Source organism: Streptomyces fuscichromogenes, from assembly GCF_014645815.1.
Classification (GTDB): Bacteria; Actinomycetota; Actinomycetes; order Streptomycetales; family Streptomycetaceae; genus Streptomyces; species Streptomyces fuscichromogenes.
On the sequence record NZ_BMML01000012.1, the window covers coordinates 69,128 to 85,628 of the forward strand.

Annotated in this window: 15 protein-coding genes; 3 read left to right on the forward strand and 12 right to left on the reverse strand. The window is 72.3% G+C overall.

Translation table 11 applies throughout. The features are described 5' to 3' along the window. Positions 1-60 precede the first annotated feature (60 nt). Positions 61-711: an NADPH-dependent F420 reductase gene (locus IEZ11_RS25640; protein WP_189265229.1), complete on the reverse strand. Its 651-nt coding sequence runs from the start codon at positions 709-711 to the stop codon at positions 61-63. A 189-nt stretch (positions 712-900) separates the two neighbouring features. On the opposite strand from IEZ11_RS25640, the gene IEZ11_RS25645 reads away from it, so the two are divergent. After that, a complete protein-coding gene (locus tag IEZ11_RS25645; RefSeq protein ID WP_189265230.1) occupies positions 901-1,362 on the forward strand; it encodes a GNAT family N-acetyltransferase in 462 nt (153 codons plus the stop codon). A gap of 256 nt (positions 1,363-1,618) precedes the next feature. Next, a complete protein-coding gene (locus tag IEZ11_RS25650; RefSeq protein WP_189265231.1) occupies positions 1,619-4,021 on the forward strand; it encodes a M4 family metallopeptidase in 2,403 nt (800 codons plus the stop codon). Positions 4,022-4,083: 62 nt separating this feature from the next. Here IEZ11_RS25650 and IEZ11_RS25655 read toward each other — a convergent pair whose 3' ends face one another. The 3 genes from IEZ11_RS25655 to IEZ11_RS25665 form a co-directional block, all read right to left on the reverse strand. Further along, positions 4,084-5,283 carry a glycoside hydrolase family 64 protein gene (locus tag IEZ11_RS25655; RefSeq protein WP_189265232.1) on the reverse strand — a complete coding sequence of 400 codons (1,200 nt, stop codon included), beginning with the start codon at positions 5,281-5,283 and terminating at the stop codon, positions 4,084-4,086. A 163-nt stretch (positions 5,284-5,446) separates the two neighbouring features. Next, positions 5,447-6,202: a dienelactone hydrolase family protein gene (locus tag IEZ11_RS25660; RefSeq protein ID WP_189265233.1), complete on the reverse strand. Its 756-nt coding sequence runs from the start codon at positions 6,200-6,202 to the stop codon at positions 5,447-5,449. Between the two features lie 112 nt (positions 6,203-6,314). Beyond that, positions 6,315-6,935, reverse strand: a complete 621-nt coding sequence (locus IEZ11_RS25665) for an L-threonylcarbamoyladenylate synthase (protein ID WP_189265234.1) — start codon at positions 6,933-6,935, stop codon at positions 6,315-6,317. Positions 6,936-7,363: 428 nt separating this feature from the next. Here IEZ11_RS25665 and IEZ11_RS25670 point away from each other — a divergent pair, with 428 nt between their 5' ends. After that, positions 7,364-8,893, forward strand: coding sequence for a helix-turn-helix domain-containing protein (locus IEZ11_RS25670; protein ID WP_189265235.1), 1,530 nt, complete (start codon positions 7,364-7,366; stop codon positions 8,891-8,893). Positions 8,894-9,034: 141 nt separating this feature from the next. Here IEZ11_RS25670 and IEZ11_RS25675 read toward each other — a convergent pair whose 3' ends face one another. The 8 genes from IEZ11_RS25675 to IEZ11_RS25710 form a co-directional block, all read right to left on the reverse strand. Continuing rightward, positions 9,035-10,267: a cytochrome P450 family protein gene (locus IEZ11_RS25675; protein ID WP_189265236.1), complete on the reverse strand. Its 1,233-nt coding sequence runs from the start codon at positions 10,265-10,267 to the stop codon at positions 9,035-9,037. Further along, positions 10,264-11,490: a cytochrome P450 family protein gene (locus IEZ11_RS25680; protein ID WP_189265237.1), complete on the reverse strand. Its 1,227-nt coding sequence runs from the start codon at positions 11,488-11,490 to the stop codon at positions 10,264-10,266. Before IEZ11_RS25680 ends, IEZ11_RS25675 begins: the two co-directional genes overlap by 4 nt. Continuing rightward, the gene (locus IEZ11_RS25685) at positions 11,487-12,110 is read right to left on the reverse strand and encodes a GTP-binding protein (RefSeq protein ID WP_189265238.1); all 624 of its coding nucleotides are present in this window, start codon (positions 12,108-12,110) and stop codon (positions 11,487-11,489) included. Before IEZ11_RS25685 ends, IEZ11_RS25680 begins: the two co-directional genes overlap by 4 nt. Next, positions 12,082-12,444, reverse strand: a complete 363-nt coding sequence (locus tag IEZ11_RS25690; protein ID WP_189265239.1) for a DUF742 domain-containing protein — start codon at positions 12,442-12,444, stop codon at positions 12,082-12,084. The genes IEZ11_RS25685 and IEZ11_RS25690 overlap by 29 nt, the downstream gene beginning before the upstream one ends. After that, positions 12,441-12,863: a roadblock/LC7 domain-containing protein gene (locus IEZ11_RS25695; protein WP_189265240.1), complete on the reverse strand. Its 423-nt coding sequence runs from the start codon at positions 12,861-12,863 to the stop codon at positions 12,441-12,443. The genes IEZ11_RS25690 and IEZ11_RS25695 overlap by 4 nt, the downstream gene beginning before the upstream one ends. Then, a complete protein-coding gene (locus tag IEZ11_RS25700) occupies positions 12,860-14,380 on the reverse strand; it encodes an ATP-binding protein (protein ID WP_189265241.1) in 1,521 nt (506 codons plus the stop codon). Before IEZ11_RS25700 ends, IEZ11_RS25695 begins: the two co-directional genes overlap by 4 nt. 229 nt (positions 14,381-14,609) lie before the next feature. Further along, positions 14,610-15,854: a serine hydrolase domain-containing protein gene (locus IEZ11_RS25705; protein ID WP_189265242.1), complete on the reverse strand. Its 1,245-nt coding sequence runs from the start codon at positions 15,852-15,854 to the stop codon at positions 14,610-14,612. A gap of 165 nt (positions 15,855-16,019) precedes the next feature. Then, the gene (locus IEZ11_RS25710) at positions 16,020-16,490 is read right to left on the reverse strand and encodes a hypothetical protein (protein WP_189265243.1); all 471 of its coding nucleotides are present in this window, start codon (positions 16,488-16,490) and stop codon (positions 16,020-16,022) included. Positions 16,491-16,501: the final 11 nt, after the last annotated feature.

Below are 16,501 nucleotides of genomic sequence, written 5' to 3' on the forward strand. Positions count from 1 at the left end.
CACGGGCCGGTACGGCCGCCGCCGGGGCGGTCCTCGGCCGGGGTACGGGCGGGGCGGGGATCAAGGGGCGACGATCTTGATCGCGCTCATCCAGCCGTGTCCCTCGGGCCGCGTCTGGAGGGCCATGTGCAGCAGCTGGATGCCCTCCAGTTCCCGGGCGTGACGCAGTGCGCCGACGACCACCGGGTTGAGTCCGCCGGAGGAGACCAGCTCGGCCACCTGGTCGCGGGCCGCCGCGTCGTCGCCCGCGATGAACACGTCCAGCGGCAGCCCGCCCACCTCACCCGCGACCAGCGAGCCCGCGAACGTGGTGTTGAAGGCCTTGACCAGGTGCGTGCCCGGCGCGGCGGCCTCGGCGAGCTGCTGGGCGGCGGAGCTGTCCGCCGGCACCGTGAGCGAGTCGAAGGTCGAGAAGTCCACGGGGTTCGAGATGTCGACGACGGTCTTCCCGGTGAGCTGGTCCCCGTACTCGGTCACGACCTGCCTGGCCCTGTCGAACGGCACGGCCAGCACCACGACGTCCGCCGACCCGACCGCGTCCGGCACGGCAGGCGCCACATCCGCCCCCGGCGTCCGCTCGCTCAGGGCGTCGGCGAGTGCGGCGGCCTTGACGGGATCCGTGCCGATCAGCCGGACCAGGTGCCCGCCCGCGAGGGCCCGGGTGGCGATGGCGCCCGCCATGTTGCCTGTGCCGACGATGAAGACCCGCATGGGTGAGCCCTTTCCGTGGGGTGGGAGCTGCCATATTCCGGCTGAACAAGGATAAAACGGTCGGCTCGGCATGGCTCGGGCTGGTGGTCCGGGGGGCAGTCCGTCTTCGTGCGTCGACGGCCGGTCGGCCGGGCCGGGCTCCTCGCCCCGGTCCCTTGGCGGCCGGCCATGGGGGATAGCGTGGCGATCATGGCGGACTGGAGGACGCGGCCGGCGTCGGACGCGGACGTCGACGCGGTGGCCGAGCTGCGTGCCGTCGTGCTCCGGGGCGACCTGGAGCGGCTCGGGCGGTACGACGCGCGGCGGGTCCGGCAGCGGCTGAGGGACGGGTTCGACGCGGCCCACACCAGGGTGATCGAGGTCGACGGTGCCTTCGCCGGGTGCGTGGCGCTGCGGCCGGCCGAGGGCGCCCGATGGCTGGAGCACTTCTATCTGGCCCCGCACGTTCAGGGCGGCGGCATCGGCTCGGCCGTGCTGCGCGAGCTGCTGGAGCGGTGCGACCGCGACGGAGTCCCCGTCCGGCTGAACGTCCTTCAGGGCAGCGCGGCCCGGCGGCTGTACCGGCGGCACGGATTCCTGGTCGAGAGCGAGGATCCGGTGGACGTGTTCATGGTGCGCCCACCGGCCCCGCCGCGTCTGCCCTCCCGCTGAGCGCGGGTGCGCTCCGTCACCCCACGGCGCATAGGGAAAACCCTCGACTGGCCTCGACGTGAATGACATGCGCGGGTCAAATCTGGAATCCTCGCTCAGCACACGCTTTCTCCACGGCGTGTCCCCGGATCCCGGGCCATGCACGACGGTCCCGGATCCCGGTCCCCGCACAGCTCAGCTCTTCCCGGACAGCACATCCCCGTCTGCCCGGTCTGTCATCGGCCGCGACCCGGCGGCCGCAGCAGGAGGAGTACGAGTGAGACGTCTTCCCCACAGACGGGCCACGGTCGGAGCCGCACTGGTCTCCACCGCCGCCTTCCTCGCCGTCGGCATCCAGTCGGTACCGGCGAACGCCAAGCCCGCCGCCCCCCACCCCAGCCCCGTCCGCACCGGCGCTCTGGAGGCGAAGCTCAGCCCCGCCCAGCACTCCGCGCTGCTCAAGAGCGCGCAGCAGAAGACCGCCACGACCGCCCGCACCATCGGTCTCGGTGCCAAGGAGAAGCTGGTCGTCAAGGACGTCGTCAAGGACAACGACGGCACCGTGCACACCCGTTACGAGCGCACCTACGCCGGTCTGCCGGTCCTCGGCGGCGACCTGGTCGTGCACACCCCGCCCGCCTCCCTCGCGGCCGGAACGGTGAGCACCACCTTCAACAACAAGCGCACCATCGCCGTCCCCACGGTCAGCGCGGCCTACAGCAAGTCCGCCGCCCAGACCAAGGCGCTCAAGGCGGCCAGGGCCCTCGACGCCCAGAAGCCCGTCGCCGACAGTGCCCGCAAGGTGATCTGGGCCGGCAACGGCACCCCGAAGCTCGCCTGGGAGACCGTGATCGGCGGCTTCCAGGACGACGGCACGCCCAGCAAGCTGCACGTCGTCACGGACGCCACCAGCGGCAAGGAGCTCTACCGCTACCAGGCCGTCCAGACGGGCACGGGCAACACCCAGTACAGCGGCACGGTCACGCTCAACACCACGCTGTCGGGTTCGACGTACCAGCTGTACGACACCACGCGCGGCGGCCACAAGACGTACACCCTCAACAACGGCACGTCGGGCACCGGCACCCTGATGACCGACTCCGACGACGTCTGGGGCACCGGATCCGGCTCCAACACCCAGACCGCCGGCGCCGACGCGGCCTACGGCGCCCAGATGACCTGGGACTTCTACAAGAACACCTTCGGCCGCAGCGGCATCAAGAACGACGGAGTCGCCGCCTACTCGCGCGTCCACTACAGCACGGCGTACGTCAACGCCTTCTGGGACGACGACTGCTTCTGCATGACCTACGGCGACGGCACCAGCAGCACCCACGCGCTGACCTCGCTGGACGTGGCCGGCCACGAGATGAGCCACGGCGTCACGTCGAACACCGCCGGGCTCAACTACACCGGTGAGTCGGGCGGGTTGAACGAGGCGACCTCCGACATCTTCGGCACCGGCGTGGAGTTCTACGCGAACAACTCCTCCGACGTCGGTGACTACCTCATCGGCGAGAAGATCGACATCAACGGCGACGGTACGCCGCTGCGTTACATGGACAAGCCGAGCAAGGACGGCTCGTCGGCGGACAGTTGGTACTCCGGGGTCGGCAACCTCGACGTGCACTACTCCTCCGGCCCGGCGAACCACATGTTCTACCTGCTCTCGGAGGGCAGCGGCACCAAGACCATCAACGGCGTCACCTACACCAGCACCACCTCCGACGGCGTCGCCGTCGCCGGCATCGGCCGGGACGCCGCCCTGCAGATCTGGTACAAGGCGCTGACGTCGTACATGACGTCGAGCACCACCTACGCGGGTGCCCGCACCGCCGCCCTGAGCGCCGCCGCCGCGCTGTACGGCACCAGCTCCACCCAGTACGCGGGTGTCGGCAACGCGTTCGCCGGCATCAACGTCGGCAGCCACATCACCGTGCCCACCTCGGGCGTCACGGTCACCAACCCGGGCAGCCAGTCCTCGACCGTCGGCACCGCGGTGAGCCTGCAGATATCGGCGAGCAGCACCAACAGCGGCTCGCTGACCTACGCGGCGACCGGCCTGCCGACCGGCCTGTCGATCAGCAGCTCCACCGGTGCCATCACCGGCACCCCGACGACGGCGGGCACCTACAGCACGACCGTCACGGTGACCGACTCGACCGGTGCCACCGGCACGGCCTCCTTCACCTGGACGGTCAGTTCCAGTGGCGGGGGCGGCACCTGCACCTCGTCGCAGCTGCTGGGCAACCCCGGCTTCGAGTCGGGCAACACCACCTGGACCGCGAGCAGCGGAGTCATCACCAACTCCAGCAGCGAGGCCGCCCGTACCGGTTCCTACAAGGCGTGGCTCGACGGCTACGGCTCCACCCACACCGACACGCTCTCCCAGTCGGTGACGATCCCGTCCGGCTGCACCGCCACCACGTTCACCTTCTACCTGCACATCGACACCGCCGAGACCACCACCAGCACCCAGTACGACAAGCTGACGGTCACCGCCGGTTCGACCACCCTGGCCACCTACTCGAACCTCAACGCGGCCTCCGGGTACGTGCAGAAGTCCTTCAGCCTCGGCTCCTACGCGGGCTCGACCGTCACCCTGAAGTTCAGCGGTGTCGAGGACTCCTCGCTCCAGACCAGCTTCGTCGTCGACGACACCGCCGTCACGACCGGCTGACGCACCGCGCCTGAAGTCGGGCGTCCCGCATCCGCGAACCGGGTGCGGGACGCTCGTGCGGGTCAGCTCAGCGGGTCCAGCGTGAGGTACGCCTGCTGCGGACTGCCGTCGTTGACCAGCGACTCCTGGTTGCCGACGTCGTCGAAGGCGAAGGCGTACGCCTTGCCGTCGGCCATCTGGGCGTGCACGGCGCGCGCGTACTGGTTGGTCACCGCGTCCTTGTAGAAGTCGGCCGGGTCGGTGTCCGGCTGACTCGAACTCGTCAGCAGCGTGGACCGGTTGAAGCCCGCGCAGAGCGTGCGCGAAATCGGGCCGCGCACCAGGTCGTTGGGGGCGTCGAGCAGGTTGTGGCAGCCGAAGACGCTGCCCGCGTCCGGCTTCTGGAAGCTCGTCACCACCGCTCCGGCGGAGTCGGTGAAGTTCATGACGTTCCCGGAGACCCGGCCGTAGTACCGGGTGTTCGGCTGGTCGGCGAACGGTGTGACGGTCAGGGTCGACGTCGAGTACTTCGACCAGACCCGGTTCACGTAGTCGCTCATGACGGTCGACGCCAACGCCCCGGTCTCCACCCCGTACAGCGGGGAGAGCGCCCGGAGCACGGTGCCGTCGGACCGGGTCTGGACCAGGTTCGCCCAGCCGCCCGACTGCCCGCGCAGGGCGCTGAAGACACCGTTGTAGCCGCCGGACCTGAGATGCCCGGTGCTGCTCACGCTGCCGTCGGCGCGTTGCACCCCGACCGCGTACGGCGCCGAGAACATGTCCACCTGGGTGCTGTTGAGCCACAGACCCGAGTCGTTCAGCGTGTACTCGGACCAGTTGAAGAGGATGTCGCGGTTGGGGTCGGTCGGGTTCTGCACCGCGGGCTGCACCAGGCCGCCGGTGGTCAGCCGGAAGTCCAGCTTCTGGCCGTAGGAGAAGTAGATCCGGCCGGAAAACTTCGGAATCCGGATCGTCTTCGACTGACCCGCCGCCGGGCCCGTGATCGAGGCGTCCGGTGCCGGGGTCGGCGGGGTGCCGCCGGCCGGCCAGGCGTGGAAGGTGCCGCCCGCGTCGGCCCAGCCCTGCCGTCCCGTGGCGAGCTGGGTGCCGAGGTCGTAGACGTACACCTGGTCGGCGCGGCCGGAGTTGTTGGTGATCTTCAGCGGGATCGTGTCCGGCACCGCCGCGTCGGCCGGGTGCGGGGTGCCCAGGGTGAGCACCCCGCCGATCAGTGCCGCCGCGGCCGTCAGGGGCAGCGTCCGGCGTGCGAGTCCTGTGTGCACTCTCCACCTCCGTGTGGGGTCGGGGTCGTCGTACGGACATTGGTCCGTACCAGTCTGAGAGCGCTCTCAGGGTCTCGGTGGGGCGGGTTCATGTCAATGAGCGGGACGAAAACGGGGCCCGTCGCTCGACGCGACGGGCCCCGGACTCACGGGCGGACGGGGATCAGAACGTGCGCTTCAGCAGGTCCAGCAGCGCCGCCCAGTGCCGCTCGTCGGCCTCGGCGGAGTAGGCCGGGGTGTCGGCCTGCGTGTAGCCGTGGTCGGCGCCCCGGTAGATCTCGCAGGTGTTGCGGACCCCGGCGGAGTCGAGCGCCTCCCGGAAGGTGTGGATCTGTTCCTCGGTCATCGACTGGTCCTGGTCGGCGAAGCCGAAGTAGAGCTCCGCGGTGATGCGGCCGGCCAGCAGGTGCAGGCTGTCCGGGGCGTCGGTGACCATCCGGCCGCCGTGGAAGCCGCCCGCGGCCGCGACCCGGTCCGGGAACGCCGCGGCGGTCCGCACGGCCAGCCGGGCACCCATGCAGTAACCGGTGATCGCCACCGGCCCGTCGGCCACCAGCGGGCTCCCGGCCAGCCAGTCCAGGTAGGCGGCCGAGTCCCGGTCGCTGAGCTCGGGCGTCAGCGACATCATGATCGGCATGATGCGCTGCCAGATCGTCGGGTCCACCGCGGGGTCGATGAACTCGGGGAGGTCGATGACCGGCGTACGGCCGTGGCGGTAGAAGACGTTGGGAAGCAGCACCGTGTAGCCCGCGCCGGCGAGCCGGTCCGCCATCGACCTCAGGTGCGGACGGATCCCGAAGGCGTCCTGGTACAGCAGCACGCCCGGGTGGGGGAGCCCGTCGGCGGGATGGGCCAGGTAGGCGTCGGCGACGCCGTCCTCGGTGGTGATGTCCACGTCGGTTCCCTGTACGGCGGTCATGGCGCAAGTGCCTCTCTGTGGAGTCGGCGTCGGGGGGTGGGACACCCGGCGCGGCATGTCCTGATCATCGTGGCACGACGGGGCGGAAGAGCTCCGGACGGGACCTTCGAGCTCACTCGAAGCGGGAGGTGTCGCCCGCGCCCCGGCGGACGATCTCGGCCTCCCCGCCGGAGAAGTCGATGACCGTGGTCGGCTCGGTACCGCACTCACCGGAGTCGACCACCGCGTCCACCTGGTGGTCCAGCCGGTCCTTGATCTCCCAGCCCTGGGTCAGCGGCTCCTCCTCGTCCGGCAGCAGCAGGGTGCTGGAGAGCAGCGGCTCGCCCAGCTCCGCCAGCAGAGCCTGGGTGACCACGTGGTCGGGGATACGGACGCCGACGGTCTTCTTCTTCGGATGCAGCAGCTTGCGCGGCACCTCCCGGGTCGCGGGGAGGATGAACGTGTAGCTGCCGGGCGTCGACGCCTTCACGGCCCGGAACACGTCGTTGTCCACCCGCACGAACTGGCCGAGCTGCGCGAAGTCACGGCACATCAGGGTGAAGTGGTGCCGGTCGTCCAGATGCCGGATGCCACGGATCCGGTCGATGCCGTCCCGGCTGCCGAGCTGGCAGCCCAGCGCGTAGCAGGAGTCGGTCGGGTATGCGATGAGCGACCCCGACCGCACCGAGTCGGCGATCTGGGAGATGCTGCGCGCCTGCGGGTTGTCGGGGTGCACGTCGAAGTACTTCGCCATCCGCCGAGCTTATGCCGTTCGGCGGCTGTCGGCCGACCGGGCCGGGTCCGCTGCGGTTCGGTGGCGCCCTGAAGGGGCGCGGGGAACTGCGCGACCAGCCACGACGGTGCCGCAGCCGGCAGACGGCACAGCGTGGCACTTCCGGCGGAGCGATCGGTCGCGGCACGGTTCGGCGGCCCCGCCGCGGCCCTCGCCGATCATGGATCCGGCGGCTTCGGGAACGGGCCGGCATGACCGGTGGAATCCGGGGCAGCCGACGATCAGGCCACCCCGGGTCCCTCCCCCCGGTCCCGGGTGAGGCTTCTCCGCCGGCGGCCCGTCCCCCGTGGGCCGCCGGCGGAGCCGTGCCCGGTGGCCGGGAGCAGGTCCTGCGCATCGGGTAACGTCCGTGGACCGAGGCCGACGCGAGGGACGAGGGGCAGGGCGAGATGGCAGGCCGAGCAGGCGGGGGCCCGCGGCCCCCGGTATCCCAGGGCGACGACTGGGCCGCGCGGCTCCTCGACCACCTGCGCCCCGGCGCCCGCGACCCGCGCCGGGTCGTCGCCTGGCTCGCCGGCGCCGTGGCGGGAACCGTCTGCCTCCAGGACGCCGACGGCATCCTGCTCGCCGGGACGAGAATCCCCCTCGACGCCGGACTCGTGACCGATGTGGTGGCCGGGCGGATCTCCGCCGCCGCCGTCCAGGACGGTGACCGCCACCTGCGGCTGGTCGCGGTCCGCGCCCCCGACACCCGTCCGGCGGCCACCGGACTGCTGGCCGTGGCCCGCGCGGCCCCCTTCGACCGGCGCGCCGCCGAGATCGTCACCCACACCGCCGGAGTCGTCGAACTCCTGCTGCGCGAACGGGAACTGACGGCCGCCGGGCACCGGCTCCGGCGGGCGGCCGCCGACCTGCGCCTCGCCATCCTGCAGCTCCTGATGGTGGAGGACACGGTCTCCGCCCGCCGGGTGGCCGCCGGCCTGTGGCCCGGCCTGCTCGACACCGACAGCGCCTGTGTGTACATCGTCGAGGGGCGGCCGGCGGAACGCGACGGACTCGCCGAGGACTGCCTGGACGTGACCCGCGGTCAGGCCCTGGTCGTGCGCTGCCCCGCCATGGACGGCCACGTCATCGTCCTCAGCCCGGCGCCCGCCACGGCGGACCGGCTGCGCTCCCTCGTCGACGGCCGCCCCGGCACCTTCCTCGGCGGCAGCGTCCAGCAGAGCCTGGCGCAGACGGCCACCGCCTACGGGCAGGCCGTCAGCGCCCTCGCCGTCGCCCGCTTCCGCCCCGACCAGGCCGCCGTCTACGCCGAACGCACCCACCCGGAACGGCTGATGGACCCCGGCGCGCTGCACGCCTGGTCCTCCACCGTGCTCCGGCCGCTGGACACCCTGCCCCACCACACCCGCGCGGAACTCCTCGCCACCACCCGGCTCGGCCTGGAGTTCACCGCCGTCAGCGCGGCCAAGGTCCTCGGTGTCAGCCGCAACACCGTGCGCGCCCGCATGGACCGCGTCGAGACGCTGCTGGGCGCCGACTTCTCCGACCTCACCGTGCGCGCCACCGCCCATCTGGCCCTCAACACCCAGGCGGCCCTGACGGACGACGTCGCCGGCACGGTCCCGCAGCCGACCGGAGTCCGCCTGTACGACCTGCTGGCGAGTCCGGCGCTGCGGACCTGGGCGCGCGACCTCCTGGACCGTCTGATCCGCGACGGCCGCGACCTGCGCGGCACCCTGCGGGCCTGGATCGCGGCCGGCGGGAACGCCGAACGCGCCGCCCAGGACCTGGGCGTACACGCGCAGACCGTCCGCGAGCACGTTCGGGGCGCCGAACCCGTCCTGGAACGCCAGCTGCTGGCCGCCGGCACCGACCTGTACGAGGTCGTCCTGGCCCACCTCGTCCTCGGGGACCTCGCCGTACCCACCCTGCTCGGGCCGAATCCGGGCCAACCGGACTCACCTGTGCACGGGTGAGTCCTCGGCGTGCGCGAACGGGCACCGGCGCGATACCCAACGACCTGATCCGGACGTATGTTCACGTTGCGCGGGGGCACGACCGGAACGGGGGACCGGTCGGGGCCCCCGCCGTCCCGGTCGCCCTGCCCGCGGCCCGGCTCACGCCTCCAGGCGCACCGGGATCTCCTGCCAGCCGAACGCGATGAACGACGGCACCTGGCGCAGCTCGTCCTCCCCGACCGCGAGCCGCAGCTCCGGGAACCGCTCGAACAGCGCGGGCAGCGCGGCCAGCGCCTCCGCCCGGGCGAGCGGCGCGCCGATGCAGCGGTGCACCCCGACCCCGAACGCCAGATGGTCGTCGGCGCCCCGCCCCGCGTCGAACACGGCCGCGTCCGGCCCGTAGTGCGCCGGGTCCACACCCGCGGCCGCGTACGTCGTGATGATCGCGTCCCCGGCCGGGATCGTGACGTCCCCGACCTTCAGGTCGCTCACCGCGAACCGCAGCGGCAGCGAGGCGATCGACGGATGCACGCGCAGCGTCTCGTCGATCACCGCGTCCCAGCCGGTCTTCCCGGTGCGCACCGCCGCCAGCTGCGCCGGGTCCGTCAGCAGCGCGACCACCGCGTTGCCGATCAGGTTGACCGTGGTCTCGAAGCCGGCGCCGATCACCAGCAGCAGCGTGTACAGCAGTTCCTCGTCGCTGAGCCGGTCACCGTCCTCGTCGCGGACCCGGATCAGCTCCGTGGTCATGTCGTCGCCCGGCTGCTCCACCTTGTACGCGATCAGCCCGCCGAGGACCGTACCGATCCGCTCCTGCACGAACGCCGCGTGCTCGGGCGTCGGGTCGGAGGTGTCCATGATGGCCGCGATCAGCGCACCGGTGTCGTCCCGCATCTCGTCGGGCACCCCGAACAGTTCGCAGATCATCCGCATGGGCAGCGGCTGCGCCAGCCCGGCTCGCAAGTCCACCACCGAGCCGTCGGCACCCGCCCGCGCCAGCGCGTCGAGCAGCTCCCCGGCGATCGCCGTGACGCGCGGGCGCATCGCCTCGGTGCGCCGGTGCGTGAAGCTCGGCGCCACCAGCTTGCGCAGCCGGGTGTGGTCGGGGCCGTACGCGGAGAGCATGTTCACCACGCCGATCCAGCCCAGCACCCAGCCCCAGGAGGGGTGTTCGCCGATCTCCGGCCAGAGCCGCCAGTGCTGGCCCGGATCCTTGCTGACCTGGGGATCGAGGATGAGCTCCTTGAGCACGTCGTAGCCGGTGGGCGCCCAGGCGGGTATGCCGCCGGGCAGTTCGACCGGCACGACGGGGCCGAGGGCGCGTAACCGCGCGCTCTCCGCCGGGATGTCGGAGCCGAACGGGTCGAGAGCGATACGGTCGGTGACGGTCACGACGTCTCTCCAGGCTGGTCGGGGGAGCGGGGGCTGAACCGGACGGGCAGCGAGGTCAGCGAGCGGTGGAACGGGCCGGGCCGCCAGCTGAGCCTCTCGCGGGGCAGGACGGGGTCGAGGTCGGGCAGCCACAGGGTGAGCTGTTCGATCGCCTCGGTCGCGATGAGCAGCGCGTGGTGCCGGACCGGGCAGGCGTGCGGGCCGGCACCCCACGACAGGTGCGAGGCGTCCGCGGCCCGCCGGCCGCCGGTGTCCTCCCGCTCGGCGAACAGCCCCACGGCACCGAAGGAGACCACCACCGGGATCGCCGGCCTGATCCACGCCCCGTGGAAGGAGACCGGCCGACGGGCGTAGTAGATGCCGTAGTTGGCCAGCGGGGTCTCGTGGTGCAGCACCTCGATCACCGCGTCCATGACCGGGCGGGCGCCGCTGGTGAGCGTCGAGTAGTAGAGCGGGTTGCCGAGGATCCGGGAGAGCGCGTTGGAGACGAGGTTGGTGGTCGGCTCGTAGCCGGCGCCCAGGGTGAGGAACACCTGCCAGGTGACCTCCTCCGGGGTCAGCTGCGCGGGATGGTCCAGGAGCATGCTCGGCAGGTCCTCGCCGCGCTCCTCGACCTTGGCGGCGATCAGCCGCAGCACGTACTCGACGAAGTCCGCCTCGCCCGCGGCCGCCTGCGCACCGCCCTCCATCATCTTCAGGAGGCCCTCGTTGAGCCGGTCGCCCTGGCTGTCCGGCAGCCCGAAGAGGTTGTTGAACACCAGGGCCATCAGCGGCCGGGTGAAGTCGGTGACCAGATCCGCCTCGCCCTTGGGGCCGAAGCGGTCGACCAGCAGCCGGACCGCCCGGTGCACCAGCTGGCGCAGGTCGTGCGGCTCGATCAGGTCGAACACGTCGATGAGGGTGGTCCGGTAGCGCAGGTGCGCGTCGGCGTCGGAGAACAGGGCGTTGGGCCGCCAGCGCATCATGCCGAGCAGCGGCGAGTCCTCCGGGACGGTCGCCTCCCAGCCCCGCGGGTCGTGCGAGAAGGTCTCGACGTCCCGCAGCACGTCGAGGGCGGCGCGCCGCTCGGTGACCACGTAGGCGGGTGTGCCCGGCGCGAGTTCCGCCCAGCCCACCGGGCCCTGGGCGCGCAGGGCCGCGTAGTAGCCGTGCGGGTTGCGGGCGAACCCGTCCTCCCACAGCCGTACCGGGCCGGAGACGGTGAAGGACTGCTGGGCGGTCATCGGGCCTCCGCCGGCCGGTCGTCGATCAGGTGCTGGACGAGCGCGAGCAGCGCGTCGACCGAGGAGTGCGCGTCCCGGGCGTCACAGGTCACCAGCGGGGTGCCCGGCTCCAGGTCCAGGGCGGCGCGCAGCTGTTCGCCCGTGTAGTGGCTCGGCGCGTCGGGGAACGTGTTGAAGGCGACCGCGTACGGCAGCCCCGCCTCCTCCACCAGGCCGAGCACGTCGAAGGAGGCGTCGATGCGGCGGCTGTCGACGAGGACCAGCGCGCCCAGCGCGCCGTAGGAGATGTCGTCCCACAGCGTCCGGAACCGGTCCTGCCCCGGCGTCCCGAACAGGTACAGCACGACCCCGCCGGAGAGGCTGATCCGCCCGAAGTCGATGGCGACGGTCGTCGTCTGCTTCTCCCGCACCCCGTCGAGGTCGTCGACATGGACGGAGGCCTCGGTGAGGTGCTCCTCGGTGTGCAGCGGGCGGATCTCCGACACCGAGTCGATCAGGGTCGTCTTGCCCACCCCGAACGGCCCGGTGACCAGGATCTTCACCAGGTCGCGGGCCCCGTCGGGGAGATGGTTGCCGCCCGCGCGGGGCAGCTCACTGGTGCTTGAGGGCGCGGAGGCCATCGGCCACTCTCTTCAGCAGGTCGGGGTCGAACCGTTCGGCGGGCGGGATCGGCGCGCGGGCCCGGGCCAGGTCCCGGTCGACGAGGTCGGCGGCCAGCACCCGGACGGCGGAGAACGGCAGCCGCAGCAGCGCCGCCGCCTCCACCACCGTCAGCGCGCCGCCGGACAGCAGCTCCAGCAGGGCCAGTTCGGCGGCCGGCAGACCGGCCGGCAGCGGGGTCCCGTCGCGGGTGAGCACCGTCAGCCGTTCCAGATGCGGACGGCTGGGCCGGGCCACCCCGCCGGTCGACAGATACGCGGGGACCAGAGGACGGCCGCCACGGCGGCCGGTCATGCCGGCGCGCCGCCGTCGGAGCCTCTGGGCGCGGCCGCCATCGCCTTCTCGCCCAGCCGGGCCACCTGCGAGTGCACCCGGTGCGCCAGCAGGTCCAGACGCACCTCCGGGTCGCCGTAGGCGGCCACACAGGTGCCGTGGTCGGTGGGCACGATCAGCACGTATCCGTGGTCCGACTCGATGACCACCTGCCGCACCTCGGCCCGCTCCCGGTCCGCGAACGCGGCCGCCGCGGCCCGGCAGGCACCCTGCACGGTGCTGGTGATCGCGGCCACCCGCTCGGCACTCGCCTGTGACAGGCGGTCGGTGTATCCGGTCGCCAGGCCGTCCCGGGTGAGCAGGACGGCGGCCAGTACATGCGGTACCTGTAGGACGGGGTCCAGCACCCATGCCGTCTCGCCCGCATCGCGGCTGGTCATCTGGCCGCTCCTCCTTCGTCGTCGGTCCGGTGGGGTTCGGGCGCGTTCGCCCGCTTGGGGGCCCGCGCGGCCGCGGTGCCGTACTGGAGGGCCGCGAGTGCGGCGGCCGCCTCCTCGGGGCGGCGCGCGGCCGGCTGCGGCTCGGGCGCGCCGGGGGCGGCGGTACGGTGCCGACGGCGCCGCTGCGGCAGCGGGCCCAGGCCACCGGGCTCCTCGCCGTCGGAGGCGGGGGCGGGGACGCGTTCGTGCTCGGCTCCCGCCCCGGAGCCGGCCGCCGCGGCGGGCAGCGCCAGGGCGGGCGCCGGGGACTCGCCCGGCGCGGTGACGGACACCGCGGTCCCGGGCCGCGCCGGCTCGGGCACGGCAGGCTCGGACCCGGCCGCCGCACGCTCCGGTATCCCGTGCGTCGCGGTCTCACGTGCCGGTTCCCTGCGCACCACGTGCTCCCGGGTCGAGCGCGGCGCGCTGACCGACGGGGGCCGTTCCTCCGGGTCGATCCGGGCGAGCAGATGGCTGTCCACCCGCAGCACCGCGCGCACCCCGCCGTAGGGCGAGGGGGAGGAGACGTCGACGTTCAGGTCGAACTGGCGGGTGAGCTGGCCGATCGCCGCCAGGCCCATGCGCGGCGGGTCACCGAGGTCGGTCAGCAGGATCGGGTCGCTGCCCGCCACCAGCCGCTGGGCGCGGGCCCGTTCGTCCTGCGTCATGCCGAGGCCCGCGTCGTCGACGGTCACGCACACCCCGTGGTGGACGTGCTCCAGATTGACCACGACGTCGGTGTCCGGCGCCGAGTGGCGCAGCGCGTTGTCGAGGAGCTCGGCGACGATGATGGCGACCGGCTCCACCGCGTGCGACACCAGGGCGGTGCCCGGCTCCAGATGATTGTGGACCTGGACCCGGTGGTAGCCCGAGAGCCGGGCCTGGCCGCCGGTGACGGCGTCCACCACGTGCGACTCCTCGCGGGCCAGTCCCACCCAGGCCCCGCACACCACGGCCGCGACCTGCGCCCGCCGCAGCGACTGCTCGTTCTCGTGGTCCAGCGCGAACAGCGTCTGCGCCAGCTCGGGGTCGTCGTAGCGCTGTTGGAGCCCCCGCAGGGCGTCCTGGAGGCGGTACAGGGCGGCCTGGATCTCCCGGGTGGCGCCCCGGAGACCGGCCTGCGCGGCCGCGTCGATCCGGGTGCGCTGCGCGGTCAGCTCCTCGCGCAGCGCGGTGAGCACGTACTCCAGCGCGATCCCGGTGGGGGTCCCGGGCGTGTGCTGCCTGGCCGGGCCCGGCACCCGCAGGTGCGGATGGGCGAGCTGGGCCGCGGCCGCGGGCATCCGGCGGGCGGCGAGATGTTCGACCTCGGTGACGAACGTGCCCTCGGCGCCGTCCAGTTGGGCGCGCAGTTCGGTGACCTCGGCCCGCAGCGCCGCCTTCTGGTGCCGGGACCTGAGCAGGCTGCCGCCGAGGGCGAGCGCGGAGAGCGTTCCGGCGGCGAGACCACCGGCTACCAGTTCCGGCAATTCGATCATGGAATCGGTTTCCAGGGGGAGTAGGGCAGCAGTGGGCAGGGGGGAGCCCGGGGCCCTCCCATGTGGCGCTCGCAGCACAGTACACACCGTCATTGACCGGCCTCGCACGGTGAATCGTTACATCGCTTCGAATCCGCCCGGTGACTGTTCGCTTCTGCTGCAAGTGTCGGAAATGCCGTGCGGGGCTGAGGATTTGGGATGGGACGGGGACCGCGTGCGGTCCGTGACGTCACCGTGTGGCGGAGGCCGGTGCCGGCAGGTCGAAGACGTGGGCCGGGGAGATGATCTGGGTGACCGCCTGCCCGAACAGGGTGCTGGGCTCGATGTCGCCCTTGTAGCTGATGTCCGTGTTGAGCAGCACGACCACGGTCGTTCCCGTCGACGGCAGAAAGACGGTCAGGGACTGGTAACCCGGCAGCGAGCCGTTGTGCCCGATCCAGCCCTGGACGTCGAAGATGCCGAGGCCGTACCCGGCGCCCTGGATGCCCGTCGAAGGAGTGGTCAGCCGCTGCTTCTGGACGGCGGGGCCGACCATGGTCGTGCCGTCGGGAAAGACGCCGGTGGCCACCGTGCGCGCCCAGGTGCGCAGATCGTCCAGGTTCGAGATCATCGCGCCGGCGGCCCAGCCCCAGGACGGGTTCCAGCCCGCAGTCTCCTCGACCTTCCCGGTCGCCGTCTGGTCCGTGTAGCCCTGCGCGTGCGGGGTGGGGAACTCGTTTCCGGTCGGGAACAGCGTGTGGTGCATGCCCGCCGGACCCAGCACATGCTGTTCGAGGTAGTCGCCGAGCCGCTGCCCGCTCTCCTTCTCGACGAGCAGGCCGAGCACGATGAGGTTGGTGTTCGAGTAGTAGAACCTCTCCCCGGGCCGGAACATCACCGGGTGCCGGAACGAGTAGGCGAGCAGCTGCTGCGGGGTGAAGGGGCGCTGCGGATCCGAGGTCAGCGCCTTGAAGAAGCCCGGGTCCTCGGAGTAGTTGAACAGTCCGCTGCGCATCCCGGCGAGGTCCCGCAACGTGATCCGGTCACCGTTCGGCACGCCGTCGAGGTACTTGCCGATGGGGTCGTCCAGGCTCACCCTGCCCTGGTCGGCCAGCTGGAGCACCGCGGTCACGGTGAACGTCTTGGTCTCGCTGCCGATCCGCATGTACAGGTCGGGCGACATCGGCTGCCCGGTCGCCTTGTTCGCGACCCCGAAGGAGCGAACGTAGTCGCTCTGGCCGGGTGTCCAGACGCCGACGGTCACACCGGGTACGTTCGCCTCGCGCATCACGTGCTGCACGGCCGCGTCGAGCCGGCGGGCCGTCGCCGGGGTCATGGCACGGACGTCCGGGCTGCCGGACGGCGAGGGGGTGGCCGAAGGCGCGGCGAGCGCGGCCGGCGCGACGGCGGGCGGCGCGACCAGAGGCACGGTGAGCGTCCCCAGCAGGACGGCGACCGCGGCCCCCCGGCGCAGCATGGCGGACGTGTGCGGCATGGGCTGACTCCAAGCACGTGAGAGCGAACGTGCGGTGGGGTCGGACGTCAGATCCCTGACTTCACAGGGTACGGGCGCCCGCCCGGCGCCGCCCGTCGGCCACGACCCCCGGAGCCGAGCGCCCTGCGCCCCCGCAGCCGGAGCCGCGCCCGGCTCGTCACGGCCTCACTGTTCCTCGCACACCGGCCGCAGCACCGCCAGCGTGCCGTTGGCCTCCCGCAACGCCAGCTCCAGGGTGCCCGGCGCGTGCAGGGTGCCACTGCCGTCGGGCGGCACCAGCCACTCCAGGAAACGCGCGGGCCGGTACGGCGGCGGTACGGCGACCCATGCCCCCTTGTTCGCGTACCGCAGCCCGGCCCCGATCCAGCCGCCGTCCGGGTCGGGAGGCAGGAAGAAGCCGACCCGGCGCGCCGCGGTGTCCACCAGGGTCGGCCCTGGTACCGGCAGGGACGGCCGCCACAGCAGGTCCAGCGTGAGCAGACCGAGCCGGTCCGGCACGCTCAACAGGTCCCAGAACCGGCCCGCCTCCAGCAGCGAGACGCCTTCTCCGTGGTCCCACTCCCACTTGCACGTCCGGGGGTCCGCAGACGCCGCCGCGAGCCATTCCACACCCTGCATCCACATCGTGTTCGTCATGCACCGCTCCG